Origin of the sequence: Bifidobacterium aerophilum, from assembly GCF_010667685.1 — a bacterium.
Taxonomy (GTDB): domain Bacteria; phylum Actinomycetota; class Actinomycetes; order Actinomycetales; family Bifidobacteriaceae; genus Bifidobacterium; species Bifidobacterium aerophilum.
Map to the genome: position 1 here is coordinate 1 of NZ_WHZW01000015.1, position 16,356 is coordinate 16,356.

General features: G+C 65.9%; 12 protein-coding genes and 1 tRNA gene. 5 read left to right on the forward strand and 8 right to left on the reverse strand.

The annotated features are described in order from the left end of the window. Positions 1-166: 166 nt before the first annotated feature. The 4 genes from argS to GFD25_RS07835 form a co-directional block, all read right to left on the reverse strand. Entirely contained in the window at positions 167-1,978 is a 1,812-nt protein-coding gene (argS, locus tag GFD25_RS07820) for an arginine--tRNA ligase (RefSeq protein WP_163231611.1), read from the reverse strand. Further along, positions 1,975-3,429 carry an amino acid permease gene (locus tag GFD25_RS07825; RefSeq protein WP_420837552.1) on the reverse strand — a complete coding sequence of 485 codons (1,455 nt, stop codon included), beginning with the start codon at positions 3,427-3,429 and terminating at the stop codon, positions 1,975-1,977. The genes argS and GFD25_RS07825 overlap by 4 nt, the downstream gene beginning before the upstream one ends. A 205-nt stretch (positions 3,430-3,634) precedes the next feature. After that, positions 3,635-4,024 carry a Rid family detoxifying hydrolase gene (locus GFD25_RS07830; protein ID WP_163231615.1) on the reverse strand — a complete coding sequence of 130 codons (390 nt, stop codon included), beginning with the start codon at positions 4,022-4,024 and terminating at the stop codon, positions 3,635-3,637. A gap of 132 nt (positions 4,025-4,156) precedes the next feature. Continuing rightward, complete coding sequence (locus tag GFD25_RS07835) at positions 4,157-5,707, reverse strand: Sapep family Mn(2+)-dependent dipeptidase (protein WP_163231617.1); 1,551 nt, start codon at positions 5,705-5,707, stop codon at positions 4,157-4,159. A 197-nt stretch (positions 5,708-5,904) separates the two neighbouring features. Here GFD25_RS07835 and GFD25_RS07840 point away from each other — a divergent pair, with 197 nt between their 5' ends. Both GFD25_RS07840 and GFD25_RS07845 read left to right on the forward strand, forming a co-directional pair. Continuing rightward, a complete protein-coding gene (locus GFD25_RS07840; protein WP_163231619.1) occupies positions 5,905-7,539 on the forward strand; it encodes a peptide ABC transporter substrate-binding protein in 1,635 nt (544 codons plus the stop codon). Positions 7,540-7,700: 161 nt separating this feature from the next. Beyond that, complete coding sequence (locus GFD25_RS07845; RefSeq protein ID WP_163231621.1) at positions 7,701-8,957, forward strand: aminotransferase class V-fold PLP-dependent enzyme; 1,257 nt, start codon at positions 7,701-7,703, stop codon at positions 8,955-8,957. Between the two features lie 68 nt (positions 8,958-9,025). Here GFD25_RS07845 and GFD25_RS07850 read toward each other — a convergent pair whose 3' ends face one another. Next, the gene (locus GFD25_RS07850; RefSeq protein WP_163231623.1) at positions 9,026-9,652 is read right to left on the reverse strand and encodes a CYTH domain-containing protein; all 627 of its coding nucleotides are present in this window, start codon (positions 9,650-9,652) and stop codon (positions 9,026-9,028) included. Positions 9,653-9,829: 177 nt separating this feature from the next. On the opposite strand from GFD25_RS07850, the gene GFD25_RS07855 reads away from it, so the two are divergent. Further along, positions 9,830-9,905, forward strand: a tRNA-Arg gene (locus GFD25_RS07855). A gap of 209 nt (positions 9,906-10,114) precedes the next feature. Next, positions 10,115-10,969, forward strand: a complete 855-nt coding sequence (locus GFD25_RS07860; RefSeq protein WP_163231625.1) for a glycerophosphodiester phosphodiesterase family protein — start codon at positions 10,115-10,117, stop codon at positions 10,967-10,969. A 104-nt stretch (positions 10,970-11,073) separates the two neighbouring features. Here GFD25_RS07860 and GFD25_RS07865 read toward each other — a convergent pair whose 3' ends face one another. From GFD25_RS07865 to GFD25_RS07875, 3 genes are all read right to left on the reverse strand, one after another. Further along, on the reverse strand, positions 11,074-12,045 hold the full coding sequence (locus tag GFD25_RS07865; protein ID WP_163231627.1) for a tetratricopeptide repeat protein: 972 nt from the start codon (positions 12,043-12,045) through the stop codon (positions 11,074-11,076). A 496-nt stretch (positions 12,046-12,541) separates the two neighbouring features. Then, a complete protein-coding gene (locus tag GFD25_RS07870) occupies positions 12,542-13,555 on the reverse strand; it encodes a DUF8094 domain-containing protein (RefSeq protein ID WP_163231629.1) in 1,014 nt (337 codons plus the stop codon). Next, positions 13,552-14,622, reverse strand: coding sequence for a hypothetical protein (locus GFD25_RS07875; protein ID WP_163231730.1), 1,071 nt, complete (start codon positions 14,620-14,622; stop codon positions 13,552-13,554). Before GFD25_RS07875 ends, GFD25_RS07870 begins: the two co-directional genes overlap by 4 nt. A 315-nt stretch (positions 14,623-14,937) precedes the next feature. On the opposite strand from GFD25_RS07875, the gene GFD25_RS07880 reads away from it, so the two are divergent. Next, on the forward strand, positions 14,938-15,939 hold the full coding sequence (locus GFD25_RS07880) for an FKBP-type peptidyl-prolyl cis-trans isomerase (RefSeq protein ID WP_239512489.1): 1,002 nt from the start codon (positions 14,938-14,940) through the stop codon (positions 15,937-15,939). Positions 15,940-16,356: the final 417 nt, after the last annotated feature.

Consider the following 16,356-nt stretch of genomic DNA (forward strand, 5'->3'; position numbering starts at 1 on the left):
CCCCCTGATAGGGGGAGCTGTCAGCGAAGCTGACTGAGGGGGTCCATACGGTATGTCCCTCGATACCCCCTCAGTCTCACTGCGTTCGACAGCTCCCCCTGAGAGGGGGAGCAAAAGGAAATAAAACAGCGACAGCGTCGCGGGATACGGCAACGGCCGAAGGCCGTTACATCTTGTCGGGAGCGGTGACGCCGAGCAGGTCGAGGCCGGCGGCGATCACGTCGCGCACGGCGTCGTTGAGCTTGAGTCGCGCGGCGGCGCGGGCCGGTTCCGGGGCCTTGGCGATGCGCACGACCTCGGCCTCGTCGCCACGAGCCTCCGGATCGGTCAGCTCCATCGGCACGACGCGCTCCACGTTGTACCACTTGTGGTACGCGGCGGCCAGATCCTCCAGGTAGTGCGCGACGCGGTGCGGAGCGCGCGCGTCGCCGGCCAGCGACAGCAGGGCCGGCCACTGGGCGATCGCCGCAAGCACCTCGCCGTCCGCCTCGGTGTCAAGCAGAGCGAGGTCCGCACCCTCGTACGTGATACCGGCGGCGGCCGCGTTGCGGTCCACGTTGCAGGAACGCGCGTGCGCGTACTGCACGTAGTACACCGGGTTGTCGTTGGAGTGCGACGCAAGCAGGTTCAGGTCGATGTCGACCGGCGAGTTGTAGTCGGTGCGGGCCAGCGAGTAGCGGGCCGCGTCCACGCCGATCGCCTCGACGAGGTCGTCGATGGTGACGACGTTGCCGGCGCGCTTCGACATGCGCACGGCCTTGCCGTCCTTGAGCACGTTGACGAGCTGGCCGATCAGGATCTGCATGTTCTCGCCCGGCTTGTCGCCGAACGCGGCGCACATGGCCATCATGCGGCCGATATAGCCGTGGTGGTCGGCGCCGAGCATGTAGATCGCCACGTCGGCCGGATCGGTCGCGCGGTGGCGCTTGTTCCAGTAGTACGCGATGTCGGCGGCGAAGTACGCGAACTCGCCGTTCGACTTGAGGATCACGCGGTCCTTGTCGTCGCCGTGCTTGGTCGACTCGAACCAGGTCGCGCCGTCCTTCTCGTAGATGTCGCCGCGCTCGCGCAGCACCTCGATCGCGCGGTCGACCTCGCCGTCGGTGTACAGGCTGTTCTCGTGGAACCACACGTCGAAGTCCACGCGGAACTCCTTCATCGACTTGCGGATCTCGTCGAACATCATCGGCACGGCGCGCTTGCGGAACTCCTCGCGCTGCTCGGAATCGCCCTCGCCGAGCGGGTTGCCGTCCTTGTCGAGGCCGCCATCGACGCGCGGCAGGGCGAGCACGTCCACGCCGTCGGCCTCGGCCTCGGCGATCACGCGGTCGGCGATCTCGTTGATGTACGCGCCCTTGTAGCCGTCGATCGGCGTCTCCTCGCCGTGTGCGGCGGCGACGAGCGACTTGGCGAAGCGGTTGATCTGCTCACCGTGGTCGTTGAAGTAGTATTCGCGCACGACCTTTGCGCCGTTCGCCTCGAGCACGCGAGCCATCGAGTCGCCGGTGGCGGCCCAGCGGGTGCCGCCGATGTGGATCGGGCCGGTCGGGTTCGCGGAGACGAACTCGAGGTTCAGGGTCTTGCCGGCGAGGTGCGTGTTGCGACCGAACGTGGAGACGCCGGATTCGGCGTCGGCCGGGGCGGAGAGCACCTGGTCGACCACGGCCGCGGCGGACGCGGAGTCGAGCGTGATGTTGATGAAGCCGGGGCCCGCGACCTCGACGGACTTGATGCCGTCGGCTTCGGTCAGACCGGCCGCGAACAGTTCGGCCAGGTCGTGGGGCTTCATGCCGGCCTTCTTGGCCAGCTGCATGGCGGCGTTCGAGGCCCAGTCGCCGTGCGCGCGATCCTTCGGACGCATGACGGTGAGCTTGTCGACGGGCGGGATCAGATCATCGGTGAGGTTGCCGGCCTTGCCGGACGCAACCAGTTCATGGGCAATACGCGAAATCAGTTCGCTCAGGGCTTCAGGACTCATTCTTCCAAGGATACCGGCGAGTCTGACTTCCGGCGCGCGCGTTCGATCGCCCAGTAGCCGCCGTAGCACAGCGCGACGAACGGCACCATGCAGTACAGCGTAGAACGCTGGGATTCGTCGAGCGCCACGAGCACGAGCGCACCGATGCACATCACGATCGCCAGCCACGGCAGCACCGGGTATCCCGGCGCACGGTATCCCAGTTCGGACACGTCATGCCCGCCACGCACCCATTCGCGGCGGAACCGGATGTGACACACCGCCACCGAGAACCACACCACGAGCGTCGCCAGACCCGACACCGCCACCAGCACGAGGTACACGGTCGAGGCGGCGATCACGCTGGACAGCAGCGCCAGGAGGGACCCGCACATCGAGAACAGCACCGCCCACACCGGCACGCCGCGGAAATTCGTCTTGGCGAACCGCACCGGGATCAGGCGTTCCTTGGCGAGCGACCACACCATGCGCGAGCACACGTACAGGCCGGAGTTCGCGGCCGACAGCACGGCGGTCAGGACCACGAAGTTCATGATGTCGCCGGCGAACGGCATACCGATCGACTGAAACACGAGCACGAACGGGCTGGTGTCCACGCCGGCCTGATGCCACGGGATGAGCGCGGCCATGACCGCGATCGAGCCGATGAAGAACATGGCGAGACGGAACACGGTGGTGTGCACGGCCTTCGGGATCGCCTTGCCCGGGTCGCGCGTCTCGCCGGCGGCCACGCCCACGACCTCGGTGCCGGAGAACGCGAACACGACGGTGAGCAGCGTGGAGAAGATCGGCGCGACGCCGCGCGGCAGCCATCCGTCGGCGACGAAATTGCCGAACAGCGGGGCGCCGGCGTCGGCCGGGCGGCCCGCGATCGGGATCGCGCCGAAGATCGCGAGCAGGCCGATCACGATGAACGCGACGATCGCGAACACCTTGATCGATGCGAACCAGAATTCGGCCTCGCCGTACAGCCGCACGGACAGGATGTTGAGCGCGAACACGACCGCGATGAACACGGCCGACCACACCCATGCCGGCGAATCGGGAAACCAGCGTTGCATGAGCAGCCCGGCCGCGGTGAATTCCGAGGCGAGCGCGACCGCCCAGTTGAGCCAGTACAGCACGGCGATCACGAACGCGGTGGCCGGCCCGATGAAGCGCTTGGCGTACAGGTGGAAGCTGCCGGCGTACGGCATGGCGACGGACAGTTCGCCGAGGGAGACCATGACGCAGTAGACAAGCAGCGAGCCGATCGCGTAGGCGAGGATCGCACCGAGCGGACCGGCCTGGTTGATGGTGTAGCCGGAGCTGACGAACAGTCCGGTGCCGATCACGCCGCCGAGGGAGATCATGGTCAGGTGACGCGATTCCATGCGCCGTTCGAGCCCGGTATCGGTGGTGTCTGCGGTGTCTGCAGTGTCGAGGGTGTCGTCAGGGGCTTGCGTCGCCATTGATTGCTCCTTCATTCGCGGTGATGACGGTGAGGTCATTCGCCGTGCGGCGAAGCACCGGTGAACCACCGTGTGCATAGTTTACGGATGGGCATGAAAAAGTCCTCTTCGCGACGGCATGCGCCGCGGAGAGGACCCGCATGCGACTGATGAGCGTGACCGATCGTCGCCGCGCGCTACCGGGCGCCGCGACGCGTCACGTGCGTCACAGCACGGCGATGGCGTCGATCTCGACGAGCGCTCCCTTGGGGATGTCGTTGCCGCCGAACGCGACGCGGGCCGGCTTGACCGAGCCGATGAACACCTCGGCGTAACGGGAGTCGACTTCCTTGAAGTCCTCGACGTTCTTGAGGTAGATGGTGGCGCGCACGACGTGCTCGATGCCGGTTCCGGCGGCGTCGAGGATGCACTTGATGTTCTTGAGCGCCTGCGCGGCCTGGTCGCCCGCGCTCGGGCCGGCCAGTTCGCCGGTGGCCGGGTCGATGCCCAGCTGGCCGGAGACGAACACGAATCCGTTGGCCTTGACGGCCTGGCTGTAAGCGCCCAATGCGGCCGGGGCCTGCGAGGTCGCCACCTCTTCCATCTTTTCGCTCATGACGATGCTCCTTCACCTATTGTCTACGACTGCGACGGTGCCCATTGTAGATTCGCCCGATCGTGCCGGGACGGGCCGTCCCGCACGGTGGACGCGGCCGCGCCCGACGCAGCGGCTACGTCGCCTGTCCGCCTACTCGCGTTCGCTCAGCGCCGCGTCGTAGCGCAGCAGGCCGATCACGAAGATCGGGAACGCATTGCGGAAATCCTTGACGGCCATGCATTCGTTCGCGCCGTGCGCGCCGCCGTTGACGACGAACGTCGGCTGCGGCGCGATCACGCCGGCCTCGGTGAGCGTGACGACCGATTCGGGATCCTCCGGGAAGGCCGGACCGAAGTTGATCGAGTTCGGCACGACGCGCGAATGCGTGCCGCCGCCGGTGGAGAACGGTTCGGCCGGGATGCCGGTCACGTCGTCATAGGCGGCGACCAGCGTCGTGACCTGCCAGTCGTCCTTCGGCACGTAGTACGGCTTGTCGACGGTCATGTCGCTCACGGTGCCGCCTGCCGCCGCGACGGACGATTCGATCGCGGACCTGACGTCGTCGGCCGATTGCGTGACCGCGTACCGGATGTCGAACGTGAGACGGACCTCGCCGTCGCCGCCGGTCACGATGCCGAGATTGCAGGTGGTCTTGCCGGTGTCCTCGTCCTCGAACGCGAAGCCGAACCCGTCGCCGAACGGCGGCACGGCCCAGCCGTCGATCGTGGCGAGGAGGGTGCGCGCGTCGGCCGCGAGCAGGTCATCGGGCGCCGCGGCGAGCTTCGAGGCGAGCACGTGCACGGCGTTGAGCGCGAGATGCGGTATGGCGCCGTGGCCGGAACGTCCGATCGCCTTGATGCGCACGCGGCCGCCGTCCAATGGTTCCAGTTCGAAGGTGCCGCCGTCCTCGGTGCCGGACGCGAGGAAGTCCGCGAGCCGGCGGGCGCGTTCCGCCGCAGCGTCACCGTCCGCACCGCCCGTAGCGTCGCCGTCGCCCAGCCGCACGACGGCGAACGCCTCGCCCGGCACCGCGTTCGGCGCGACGCCGGCCGTCAGCGATTCAATCGCATCGGGCAGCGGCAGCGTGCAGTCGAACGTGATCTCGCCTTTCTGCGCGTAGTTGACCGGGAATCCGCAGTCGGTCACCAACGTGCGGTACGGGGCGCCGTGCGCGGCGACGTAATGCTCCATGTCGTGCAGGCCGGTCTCCTCGGCGCCGCCATACATCAGGCGCAGCGTGTGGTCGAGCTCGATGCCCTGCTCGCGCAGGAACCGCATGAGGAACACGGCGAGCACGCACATCGCTTTGTCGTCGTGCACGCCGCGGCCGACGACATAGCCGTCGCGTTCGTACGGCTTGAACGGGTCGGACAGCCAGCCCGGCCCGGCCGGCACGACATCGGCGTGCGACAGGATCGCGATGTCGCGCGTGGAATCGACGTCCGCCTCGTTCGCGTACACCGACATCGCGTAGCCCTCGTGGTTCACGGAAACGAAGCCGTACCCGGCCGCCGTGGACGCGATCTCGTCGAACATGTCGGCGACGCCCTTGCCGTACGGGGCGCCCGGCCGCCCCGCCGACGCGTCCGACACGGACGGGACCGACACCCAGCGCATGAGATCGCTCACGTATTCGTCGCGGTGCTCGTCGAACCAGTCGAGCGCGCGCTGCTTAAGCCGCCGTTCGTCATCGTTCAGCATGTGGGATTCCTTTCGTTGGATATCGATCACCCATTGTTTGCTTATGGTGTCTCACCATAGCGGCCCGAACCGGTACGCACCTAACGTGATCGAAATATGACGTTTACGCGAACCGAGACGCACGGCACTATCATCACGGGGAACGTCGGCCGACGGATGACCGCGGCGGGACGAGGAAGGCAATGGAAGGAAGAACGATGACAGGAAGACTACACAAGGCATTCGCGGCGGTGGCCGCGATCGCGACGCTCGTGTCGATGGCCGCATGCGGATCCAGCGGCAAGCAGGGATCTGACAGCGCCGACGACGTGGTCACGTTCGGCCTCGGCGAGCCGCAGAATCCACTGATCCCGGGCAACACGAACGAGTCGAACGGCTCGCTGGTCGTGAACACGATGCTGTACACCGGCCTGGTCACCACCAAGCCGGACGGCACGCTGATCAACGAGGTCGCCGACAAGATCGAGCCGAACGCGGACAGCTCCGAATTCGACATCACGCTTCAGTCCGGTTGGAAGTTCTCCGACGGCACGCCGGTCACGTCCGAAAGCTTCACGAAGGCATGGAGCTACACGGCGAACGCGGCCAACGCGCAGCTCAACTCGAGCTTCATGTCGGTGATCGCCGGCTATGACGACCTGCAGAAGGACGGTCTCAAGGGCGACGAACAGCTCTCCGGTCTCACGGTCGTCGATGACACGCACTTCAAGGTCAAGCTGAACGCGCCGTGCTCGATCTTCCCGACCATGCTCGTCTACATGGGCTTCGACCCGCTGCCGGAAGGCTTCTACAGCGATCCGAAGGGCTACGGCGAGAAGCCGGTGGGCAACGGCCCGTACAAGTTCAAGGCGTGGTCGCACAATTCCAGCATCGACCTTGTGCCGAACGAGTACTACAAGGGCTATTACAAGCCGAAGAACGGCGGCGTGCACTACAAGATCTACACCGACACGAAGGCGCAGTACGCCGACGTGCAGGGCGGCAACCTCGACGTGATGAACCAGCTGCCGGCCACCGCGCTCAAGAACCTGCTCAAGGACAAGTCGATCAAGGCGATCAGCAAGCCCGGCCCGAACCGCATCATGCTGGGCATCCCGACCGATCTCGAGCACTTCTCCGGCGAGGAGGGCACGCTGCGCCGCCAGGCGATCTCCAAGGCGATCGACCGCCAGACGATCTGCGACAAGATCATGAGCGGTCTGGCCAGCCCGGCGCAGGATTTCTCGTCGCCGACGATCAACGGCTTCTCCGATTCCCTCAAGGGCAATGACGTGCTCACGTTCGACGCCGCCGAGGCGAAGAAGCTGTGGGCCGAGGCCGACAAGATCTCGCCGTGGAGCGGCACGTTCACCATCTCGTACAACGCCGACGGCTCCAGCCTGCGCGAAACCTACGAGGCGGTCGCCAACCAGCTCAAGAACACGCTCGGCATCGACGTGAAGACCAACGCGATCCCGACCAAGCAGGAGTACCTGACCGCACTCAAGGACGATACGCTGCACACCGCGTACAACGACAACTGGGGCCCGGACTACCCGTCGCTGGAGAACTACCTCAAGCCGATCTACTCGACCGCGGCGTACAAGGGCGGCTCGAACTACGACAAGTACCTCAACCCCGAGTTCGACGCGCTGCTCGACAAGGCCGCCGCCGCATCGTCCACCGACGAGGCGAACAAGCTGTACCAGCAGGCCGAGGAGATCCTGCTCAACGACCTGCCGTCCGTGCCGATCTACAACGTCAACGCGCTCGGCGCGACCAGCAAGGACATCGACGACGTGCAGTTCAACTGGCAGGGCAACCCGGTGCTCGCGTTCATCGCCAAGGGCTGACACGATGACGCCGTGTCGCGCGGCACGTCACGTGACGGCGCGGCGCGACACCGACGATCCATAGGGCGGCGACGGGAATGACATCCCGCCGCCGCCCTGTGCGTATTCGTAGTACCTTGTACAGCAAGTTCGTATCGGCCCACACCAATGGAGGATTTCCCATGACCGTAACGCACGCCGCACCCCGCCCGCTGCTCACCAAGACCGGCACGCCCGCCCGCAACCTGTGGCGGCTCACGCCCGGCATGCCGCACATCAACCACGGTTCGTACGGTGCGGTTCCGGCCGCCGTCCTCGACCACCAGCGTCAGTTGCGCGACCGCATGGAGCAGGCGCCCTGCCAGTGGTTCCAGGCCCTGCCCGGCCTGCTTGCCGACGCCCGCGAACGGACCGCCGACCTGCTCGGCATCGACCGTGCGGCGATGGCCTTCGTGCCGAACGCCTCGGCCGCCGCGACCGTCGTGTGCGATTCGCTGCGCCTCAAGCCCGGCGACGAGATCCTCGTGTCCGACATGGGCTACGGCGCGGTCGTCATGGGCGCGGAACGCCACGCGCTGCGTTCCGGCACGACCCTGCGCGTCGTGCACATCCCGATCGATGCGGACGACGACACGATCGTCGCGGCGTTCGCGGCCGGCATGAACGCCCATACGAAACTCGTGATCGTCGACGAGATCACGTCCGCGACCGCCATGCTGTTCCCCGTGGCGCGCGTGGTCGAGGTGGCGCATGCGCAGGGCATCCGCGTGCTGGTCGACGGCGCGCACGCGCCCGGTCTGGTCCCCGGCGACCCGATGGACCTCGGCACCGACTACTGGACCGGCAACCTGCATAAGTTCGTCTGCAATCCGCGCGCGACCGCGGTGATCGCCGCCGCGCCGGCCGTCGCGAACGAGCTGTATCCGCTCATCGACTCGTGGGGCCGCGACCTGCCGTATCCCGAACGGTTCGACGAGCAGGGCACCGGCGACTACACGGCATGGCTGTGCGCGCCGGTCACGCTGGCGTATCTGGACCGCGAGTTCGGCTGGGACCGGATCCGCGCGTACGCGAATACACTGGCCGATTGGGCGCAGCGGCTGATCGCTGACGCGTTCGCCGAGGCCTGCGGCGGCGACGGCACCGATTACGTGGTGGATCTGGCGAGCCCGGCCCCCGCGATGCGTCTGGTGCGTCTGCCGGAAGGACTGGTGAGGGACGATCAGGATGCGGCGGTCGTGCGCCGCAACGTGATCCAGCGTTTTGGATGCGAGGCGACGTTCACGAGCTTCGACGGCGTGGGCTACATGCGTCTGTCCGCCTACATCTACAACACGGCCGAGGATTACCTGCGGTTCGTGGACGAGGTCGTGCCCGCACTGGTCGACTGGTCGCGCGACCGGTCGCTGCTCGAACGCAGTGAGGACGACCGCCACTGACGGTTCGGCCGGTTCCGGCCAGCCTGGAGCCGGCCACCATCGGCTCGCCCCGACCCCGGCCCAGTCGATCACACCATGCGGTTCTTGCCGAAGAACTGCATGAACTGCGGTCCTTCCGCCGCGAGCTCGCGCTCGAAATCGTCCTTCCATTCGCCGAACGGCCGGCCGGCGAGCCCGTCGTTACTGAACCGCGCCTGATCGGTGATTTCGGTGACGCAGAATTTCGGGATGATCAGGTTCGTGACCGGGCTGCTGCGCTCCGCCTCGGCGACGATGAGCGGCGCGTTCGCCCCGCCGAACACGTCGATGCTCCAACCGTCCTCGTCCAGCCAGACCGAATACCGGTTCTTGATGACGGGCGCGCCGCCGCGCATCATGAGTTCGGCCGCGATCCGCGAATCGATCTCACGTTCGGCCTCGTAGCGCGTGCCGCCCACGGACGGCCCCTTCACCGTCACGTACGCCTCGCGGAACAGGTCGCGGTACTCGCGCAGTACGGCGAGCGGATCGAGGTCGGGCGTCATGTCGAGGCGCATGGCGCGGGTTTCGAGCCGCACGCGCAACGCGTAATTGCCGTCGTGCACGTAATAGCTCTGCACGATGAGCGACGGCGCGTCCCCGTCGTCCAGCTCGGCCGGCATGTGACGGCAGAAAAACCGACGCTCAAACTCAAAATCGTTCAGGTTATCAGCCATAACCCCAGTGTAGACGCGATCGCACGCGCCACGGCGGTTTTGCCGGCGTTCCGGCGCCTTGCGTGCCGCACGGCAGCCAGGACCCCGCCGGCCCGCCATCGGCCCGGTACGATTGCGGACGTTCGCGCGCCGGGATTCGCATTCGGTCCGCCCGGCGTGTAAAGTAGTGCGTTGCTTGGGTCCGTAGCTCAGTGGATAGAGCGTCTGTCTCCGGAACAGAAGGTCGAGGGTTCGATCCCCTTTGGGCCCACCATCAAACCCGTTTCCGCGCTTTCGTGCGGAAACGGGTTTTCGTTTCGCGCTCCCCGGGCGACAATTCGTCCCGAAGAATGATGCCGTTCCCCGGCATCCGCGCCCATAATGAAGGCAAAGGGTTGTGGTTTGCCCTGCAGGAGGTGCGAGATGGATGATCGATACGGCCGCACAGCTCGACCGGACGCGCGTCCCGGCATGATCCGAAGCATGGTCCGTTGGCTGGCGCCGCTGCTGTGTCTGGTGCTGGTGCTGACCGGGGTCGCGGCGGCGAGGCTGCGCCGGCGCGAACTCGCCGACCAGTGGGAGGTCAGGCCGGTCGCGATCACGCATCGCGGCGACGACTCCGCACCGGAAAACTCACTCGCGGCTATCGCCAACGCGGCCGCGGACGGCGCGGATTACGCCGAAATCGATGTGCGCCTGACCGCTGACGGCACGCCGGTCGTCTTCCATGACTCCCGTACCGGACGGCTCGCCGCGAACGGTCATGACGTGCGCGTCTCCAAGCTCACCGATTACGAACTCGCGCACATTCCCATGCGCGACCGCGGCATGATCTACCATGTGCCGACGCTGGCGCAGGCGATCGAGACCGCGCAACGTTCGTCGGACCATATCAGTCTGCTGCTCGACCTGAAAACCGGCGCGCAGGCCGCCCCTCGCCTGACCGCGGCGGTGGCACGCGTGATCGAACGGCACCGGTTCGCCGATCGCGCGATGCTCATGGCCACGAACGATCGCGCGATCCGTCTGCTGCGCACGCGACATCCGGGTTGGACGGTCGGCAAATGCATCAGCCCGAAAGGCCGCCCGGCCGTCGTATGGCCGAACGGCGTGAGTTTCGTCGTGATGCGCGGCACGCGGCTCACCCCTGAGATCGTCAGGCGAGCGCGGCGCGACAACGTGCCGATCTACGCGGGCGTGGGCAGCGATTACCGCGAGGCGAATCGGTGTCTTGCGATGGGTGCCGATGGCATTCTCGGCGACAACACATATCGTGTCAACAAGGTGACCCGCTCGCACGCGGTCTACGTCGCCGCCGGCGACATGACCGGCAACTGAGACCCTCCGTCAGAAATGGAAAGTGGGGATTTGCCTACCATGAAAGCCGTGATTTGGCGGTTTTCATGGTAGGCAAATCCCCACTTTTTTAAATCCGCAACGTTTCAGAACATCAGCGTGGCGAGACGGCGACGGGCGCGCTTCAAGCGCTCGTCGGTCGGCTCGGGGATCTCGAAGTATTCGAGCAGACGCTTGCGCACCGGTTCAAGATCGGCCTTGTGCCCGGCCGCGAGGAAGTCCAGCAGTCGATCGAACGCATCCTGGATCTGACCACCGATCATGTCGATGTCGGCGACGGCGAGCTGCGCGTCCACATCGTCCGGGTGAGCGGCCGCAGCGGCACGCACCTCACGCACGTCGGCGGTCGCGGAGCGCGCCAGCAGCAGCGCCTTGGAACGTTCGCGCGCGGCAAGCGCATCGGCCGGATTCGCTTCGAGCACCTTCGCGTACGCTGCGGCAGCACCGGAGTAGTCGCCCGACTGGGCCAGACGGTGCGCCTCCTCGTGTTCCGGCGGCACCTGTTCGGCCGCTTCCTCGGCGGCTTTCCTGTCGGCCTCGGGATCGCCGGAGTACGGCGCGGTGCCGGTCACGCCTTGCTGTTGGGCAAGCTTGATGATCTGCGGGATGGCCGCGTCGGTGACCTGCTGCAGTTCGTCGTCGGTGAGCACGCCGGGCTGCGCGACCATCATCGGCTGGCCGTTGACGAGCGCGAACAGCGCCGGCACGGCGGTGACGCGGAACGCCTGTGCGATCTGCGGATTGTCGTTGACGTCGATGCGGGCGAGCTGGATCTTGCCGTCGAGCTTGTTGACCGCGTCGCCGAGCGCGCGGGCCATGTCGAACAGGCGGTCGTCCTTCGCGGTCCACAGGAGCAGGAGGATCGGGAACGTGGCGGAGGTCTGCACGGTCGCCTGGAACGTGGATTCGGTGACGTCGATCACGTACGCTCCGGACGCGGGCGCGCCGCCCGGCTGACCCGGTTCGGCCTTGGTCTGGTGCTTGAGTTCGTTGAGGTCGCCGCTTGCGGCAGTGTTGTTGCCCTGACCGACCAGCCAGGAATCATACTGATCTACCATGATGCCTCCGTTAGTGCGTATTGCAGTCCGCAACAACTATAGGCACGATCACTAGATGACAGGCAACGCAGAGGACGCTCCGACTACGCAGCAATCGAATAACGCGTGCGGAGACGGCCGTCCGAAGCCGAAGGCGCTGCGTATCCGTCATTCGACTGCTAGATGACAGGCAACGTGTGCGGCCTCAAGGCGCACCGAGGGAAGGCGCTGAGCCGTCAAACGGATAGTCCAGTGGACTATCCGACAAAGCACGTCGACCGAGGAGCAACGCAGAGGAACGCTCCGACTACGCAGCAATCGAATAACGCGTGCGGAGATGACCGTCCGAAGCCGAAGGCGTGCTTGGCACGTCGAGCGCTGAGGTAAGGCCGTATACGCTCCGTTATTCGATTGCTAGATGACAGGCAACGCGTGCGGCCTCAAGGCGCACCGAGGGAAGGCGTGCTTAAGCACGTCGACCGAGGAGCAACGCAGAGGACGCTCCGTTGCCTGTCATCTAGATGGCTTCGACTTTGACGACTTGCCTATCAGCTCCCACCGCGGTGATCTGCTTGCCGGAGTCCTTGGACGGCACGTAGAGGGCGATGGTGTTGACGTAGGAGACCTTCATGGTGCTGGTGGATTTGCCGTTGCCGAAGAGGGCGCGTTCGTCGTCGGAGGCGGGTTGGGATTCGCGGCCTTCGCCGGCCTGACGGGTCCATTCGGAGTTGATCTGGGCGACGACGAGGTCGCCGCCGTCGACCGAGCGCATGACGTAGATGGCGCCGTCGACGGGGGTGAAGGTCTGCTTTTGCGTGCCGTTGTTGCGGGCCATGCCGTCGGCCACCTGCTTGGTGGTGGTGGCGAGGTTCTGGCGCAGTTCGTCGTCGGCGATGTTCGCGGCGTACTTGCTGCTCGTGCCGTTGGCGAGCACGTCGGCGTACTGCTTGACCGCGTCGACGGGCGTCGCGACGAGTCCGCTGTCGGTCGCGCTGCCCATGGATGCGCCGATCTTCGGCACGGCGAAGCTGGGGAGCGTGGTGCCTTGGAATAGGCGGGCCATGCCCCACAGCTTGTAGTTGGACTGCGCGGATTCCTGCGTCATGACGAGCAGTCGCTTGGACTGCTGGTCCTCGGTGGTGGTGGTGATGCTGAACACGGTGCGCGGCCAGCCGGAGTCGGTCGGGATGACGGTCTGTGCGATTTCGTCGGGGATGGTCGCGTACTTGTCGACCGCGCTGTTGGAGGCCTTGGCGATGGCGATGCGGCTGGAGTAGATGTCGTATGCCGGTCCGGTCACGCGTGCGTCGAGTCCGTCCGTCTTCTTCTCGTCGCCCGCGGCATGGTAGGCATCGAGGATCGACTTGCGGATCGCCTGCTCCTGCGCTTCGGTCAGGTCGGGTGTCGCCGTCGCCGTGCCGGACGTCGTGGTGCCGGACGAGACCTGCGGGACCTGTCCTTCGCATCCGGCGAGCGACAGGGACGCGGCGAGCGCCAGTGCCGCCGCGATGGTTTTCATCGTCCTGTTCATTTCGCCTCCTCGTCGTTCGTGGTGCCGGATTCCTGCGCGAGCCGCGCGAAGTACGCTTGCAGTTCCGCGGGCGTGATCACGGAGGTGGCCGCCTCGTCGAACGTCTGCTGTTCCGGCTGGGCCTTGTCCGGTTCCGTCGCCGGCTGCTCGTGGCTGACCGGCTCGTTCGTTGCGGCATCGTCGGCACCGGCTGCGTCCGCCGCTTCCGCGACGAGGTTGCGAGACGCGGGGTCGACGATTGTCGGCTGCGATCCGGTCGTTTCGACGGGCAGTATCGTGCCGGTGTCGGTGATCCGGTGGGATGCGTGACGTCGACGGGAGCGTCGAGTCTCGGACGCGGGCTTCGGACGGATCGCCGACCAGCTGCCGGCGATAGCCTCGCTGACCTTGACTTCTTCGGCCTGGACCGCGGTTCCGGCGACGGTGCGCTTGCGGCGCTTGTGCGGCGGCATCGCGAACAGCGACGCGGTCAGGGCGGCCATGACTGCCAGCAGACCACCCGCGAAGTAGAAGGGGACCGCGAAATCGGGCAGCGTCTGGCGCACCCAGTGCAGCGACACATCGGCCTTGCCGGACTTGCCGAGGTCGATCACCGCCATGGTCGGGGACGAGGACGACACGTCGGTTTTCATCGTGACGGTGCCGTTGCCGCAGCTGACTTTCGTCCACATGTCGGAGTCCTTGAACGCGACTGCGGAGGATTCATCGGACGAACCGGACGCGTCGGACGTGCCGGATGCCTTGACCTGTTCGCTCGACAGCTGCGTCCAGCTGCTCATGCCGGTCACGCGCGCGTACGCCGAGCCGGCAAGCCAACCGTTGATGTCCTTGCCGGAGCCCAGAGCGACGCAGACGTTGTCGCCGGAGGATGCCGAGAAGACCGTCAGTTCGGCCTGGCTGTCAACCAACGACAGCACGCCGGGATCGGTCGTGACGTATTGCACGCCGCTGACGGACGTCGCCGCCGTGATCTCGCGGCTCGGCTTCCATATGGTCGCGTTGAGCAGTCCCAGCGCGATGCAGGTGACGGCCAGCAGACCCAGGATCGGGGTGATCAGGCCGCGCATGATCCACGCGCGACGGGCCTCGGACTTGCTTCTCGCGGGTTTGCCCGCGGCCTTGTCCTTGCGCCCGGATTCGACGGGCTTGCCGTCGTTCTCGTCCGCGCCGTTAAGCTGAGGTTCTTGTTCGTTCGCAGTCATAGCCATCCCATTCTACAATCCCCGGTCTGACCGTCTCAAGAAGCGTGCAGGACGGGGGTACGGTCGTGGGCGTCGGCGCATCAGAGACATGCCGGTTCATCCGCGTCGGTTCTCCGGCCGATTCATCGGCGTTGATTCATCGGTCCTGATTCATCAAGGACGGACGCTAGTGTTGGATCCATGCGTACCAAGACATTCTCCAAGTATCTGCACGCCGCCCTGGCATGCGTGTGCGCGTTCGGCATGTGCCTGACGCTCGCCGCGTGCGGCGACTCCTCCAAGGCGGACGATTCGTCGTCCAAATCGGGCAATTCGTCGTCCAAGTCCTCCGAATCGTCGTCAGACTCCTCCGACAAGTCGTCGCTGAAGAACCTCAAGCAGATCGCCGGCATCACCGCGACCGGCGAGCTCGGCAAGAAGCCGACGATCGAACTGGCGAACACTCCGATGACCGTGGCGGACGGCTCGTACGCCGTGCTGCAGAAGGGTGACGGCAAGGAGGTCAGCGCCGACGACCGCGTGTGCGTGCAGGGCATCGCCGTCAACGTCAAGGACGGTTCCGAGCTCGACAGCACGTGGGAGAAGAACACGCCCGACTGCTCGTGGGATCTGACCAGCAGCCAGCTCAACGAGGCGTACAAGGAGCTGTTCGTCGGGCAGAAGGTCAACGCGACGATCGCGATCGGCGTGAACGATTCGAATTCGGCGGGCACGTCGTACATTATGGCGCTCACGATCGTGTCCGCCGAACCGGATCCGACCAAGGCGACCGGCGAGGAGGTCAAGGACGTGCCGTCCGACCTTCCGAAGGTGACGCGCGCCAAGGACGGCAAGCCGTCGATCGACATGAACGGCTACAAGGGCAGCGACAAGCTGGTCGTGCAGCCGCTGATCAAGGGTTCCGGCGCCAAGGTCGAGGAGTCCTCTTCGGTCAAGGTGCAGTACACCGGCTGGCTGCTTGACGGCACGCAGTTCGATTCCTCGTGGGACAAGGGCACGCCGACCTCGTTCTCGCTGTCCCAGGTGATCAAGGGATGGACGCAGGGTCTGGCCGGCCAGACCGTCGGTTCGCAGGTGCTGCTGGTGGTGCCGCCGGATCTCGGATACGGCAGCTCGGCCACCGGCTCGATCCCGGCGAATTCGACGCTCGTGTTCGTGGTGGATATCCTCGCCACGTACTGATCGGAATAGGGATCGGCCTTTGGCCGATGCTGGGTTGATAGCGGACTTCGTCCGCGGTACCCCACCCGCCCGGCCTGCGCCGGGCACCCTCCCCTGAGAGGGGAGGGATGTGTTCTGGCCTTTCCTTCCCTAGGGAGAGAAACTTCAGCCTTCCCGCTCTTTTCAGGGGAGATGGCTATTCGTCGGACCGATCTCGAGGTTCACGGTCTTTTCCTCCCCTGTCAAGGGAGGGTGTCAGCGAAGGTCGTCGGTGATGGTCGGCCATGCCGTTCGGTTCGTACCGTTTGGTCTGTGTCCGGTGATGGCCGATGTCGCCATTCTGGTCCGATCGTCACGATGTCTGGGATGCGCGCGGCAGACGCGGCCGGCGACGGGGTCGGTTCCGCCGTCCATGACCGGGTAACGGAACCGTGCACA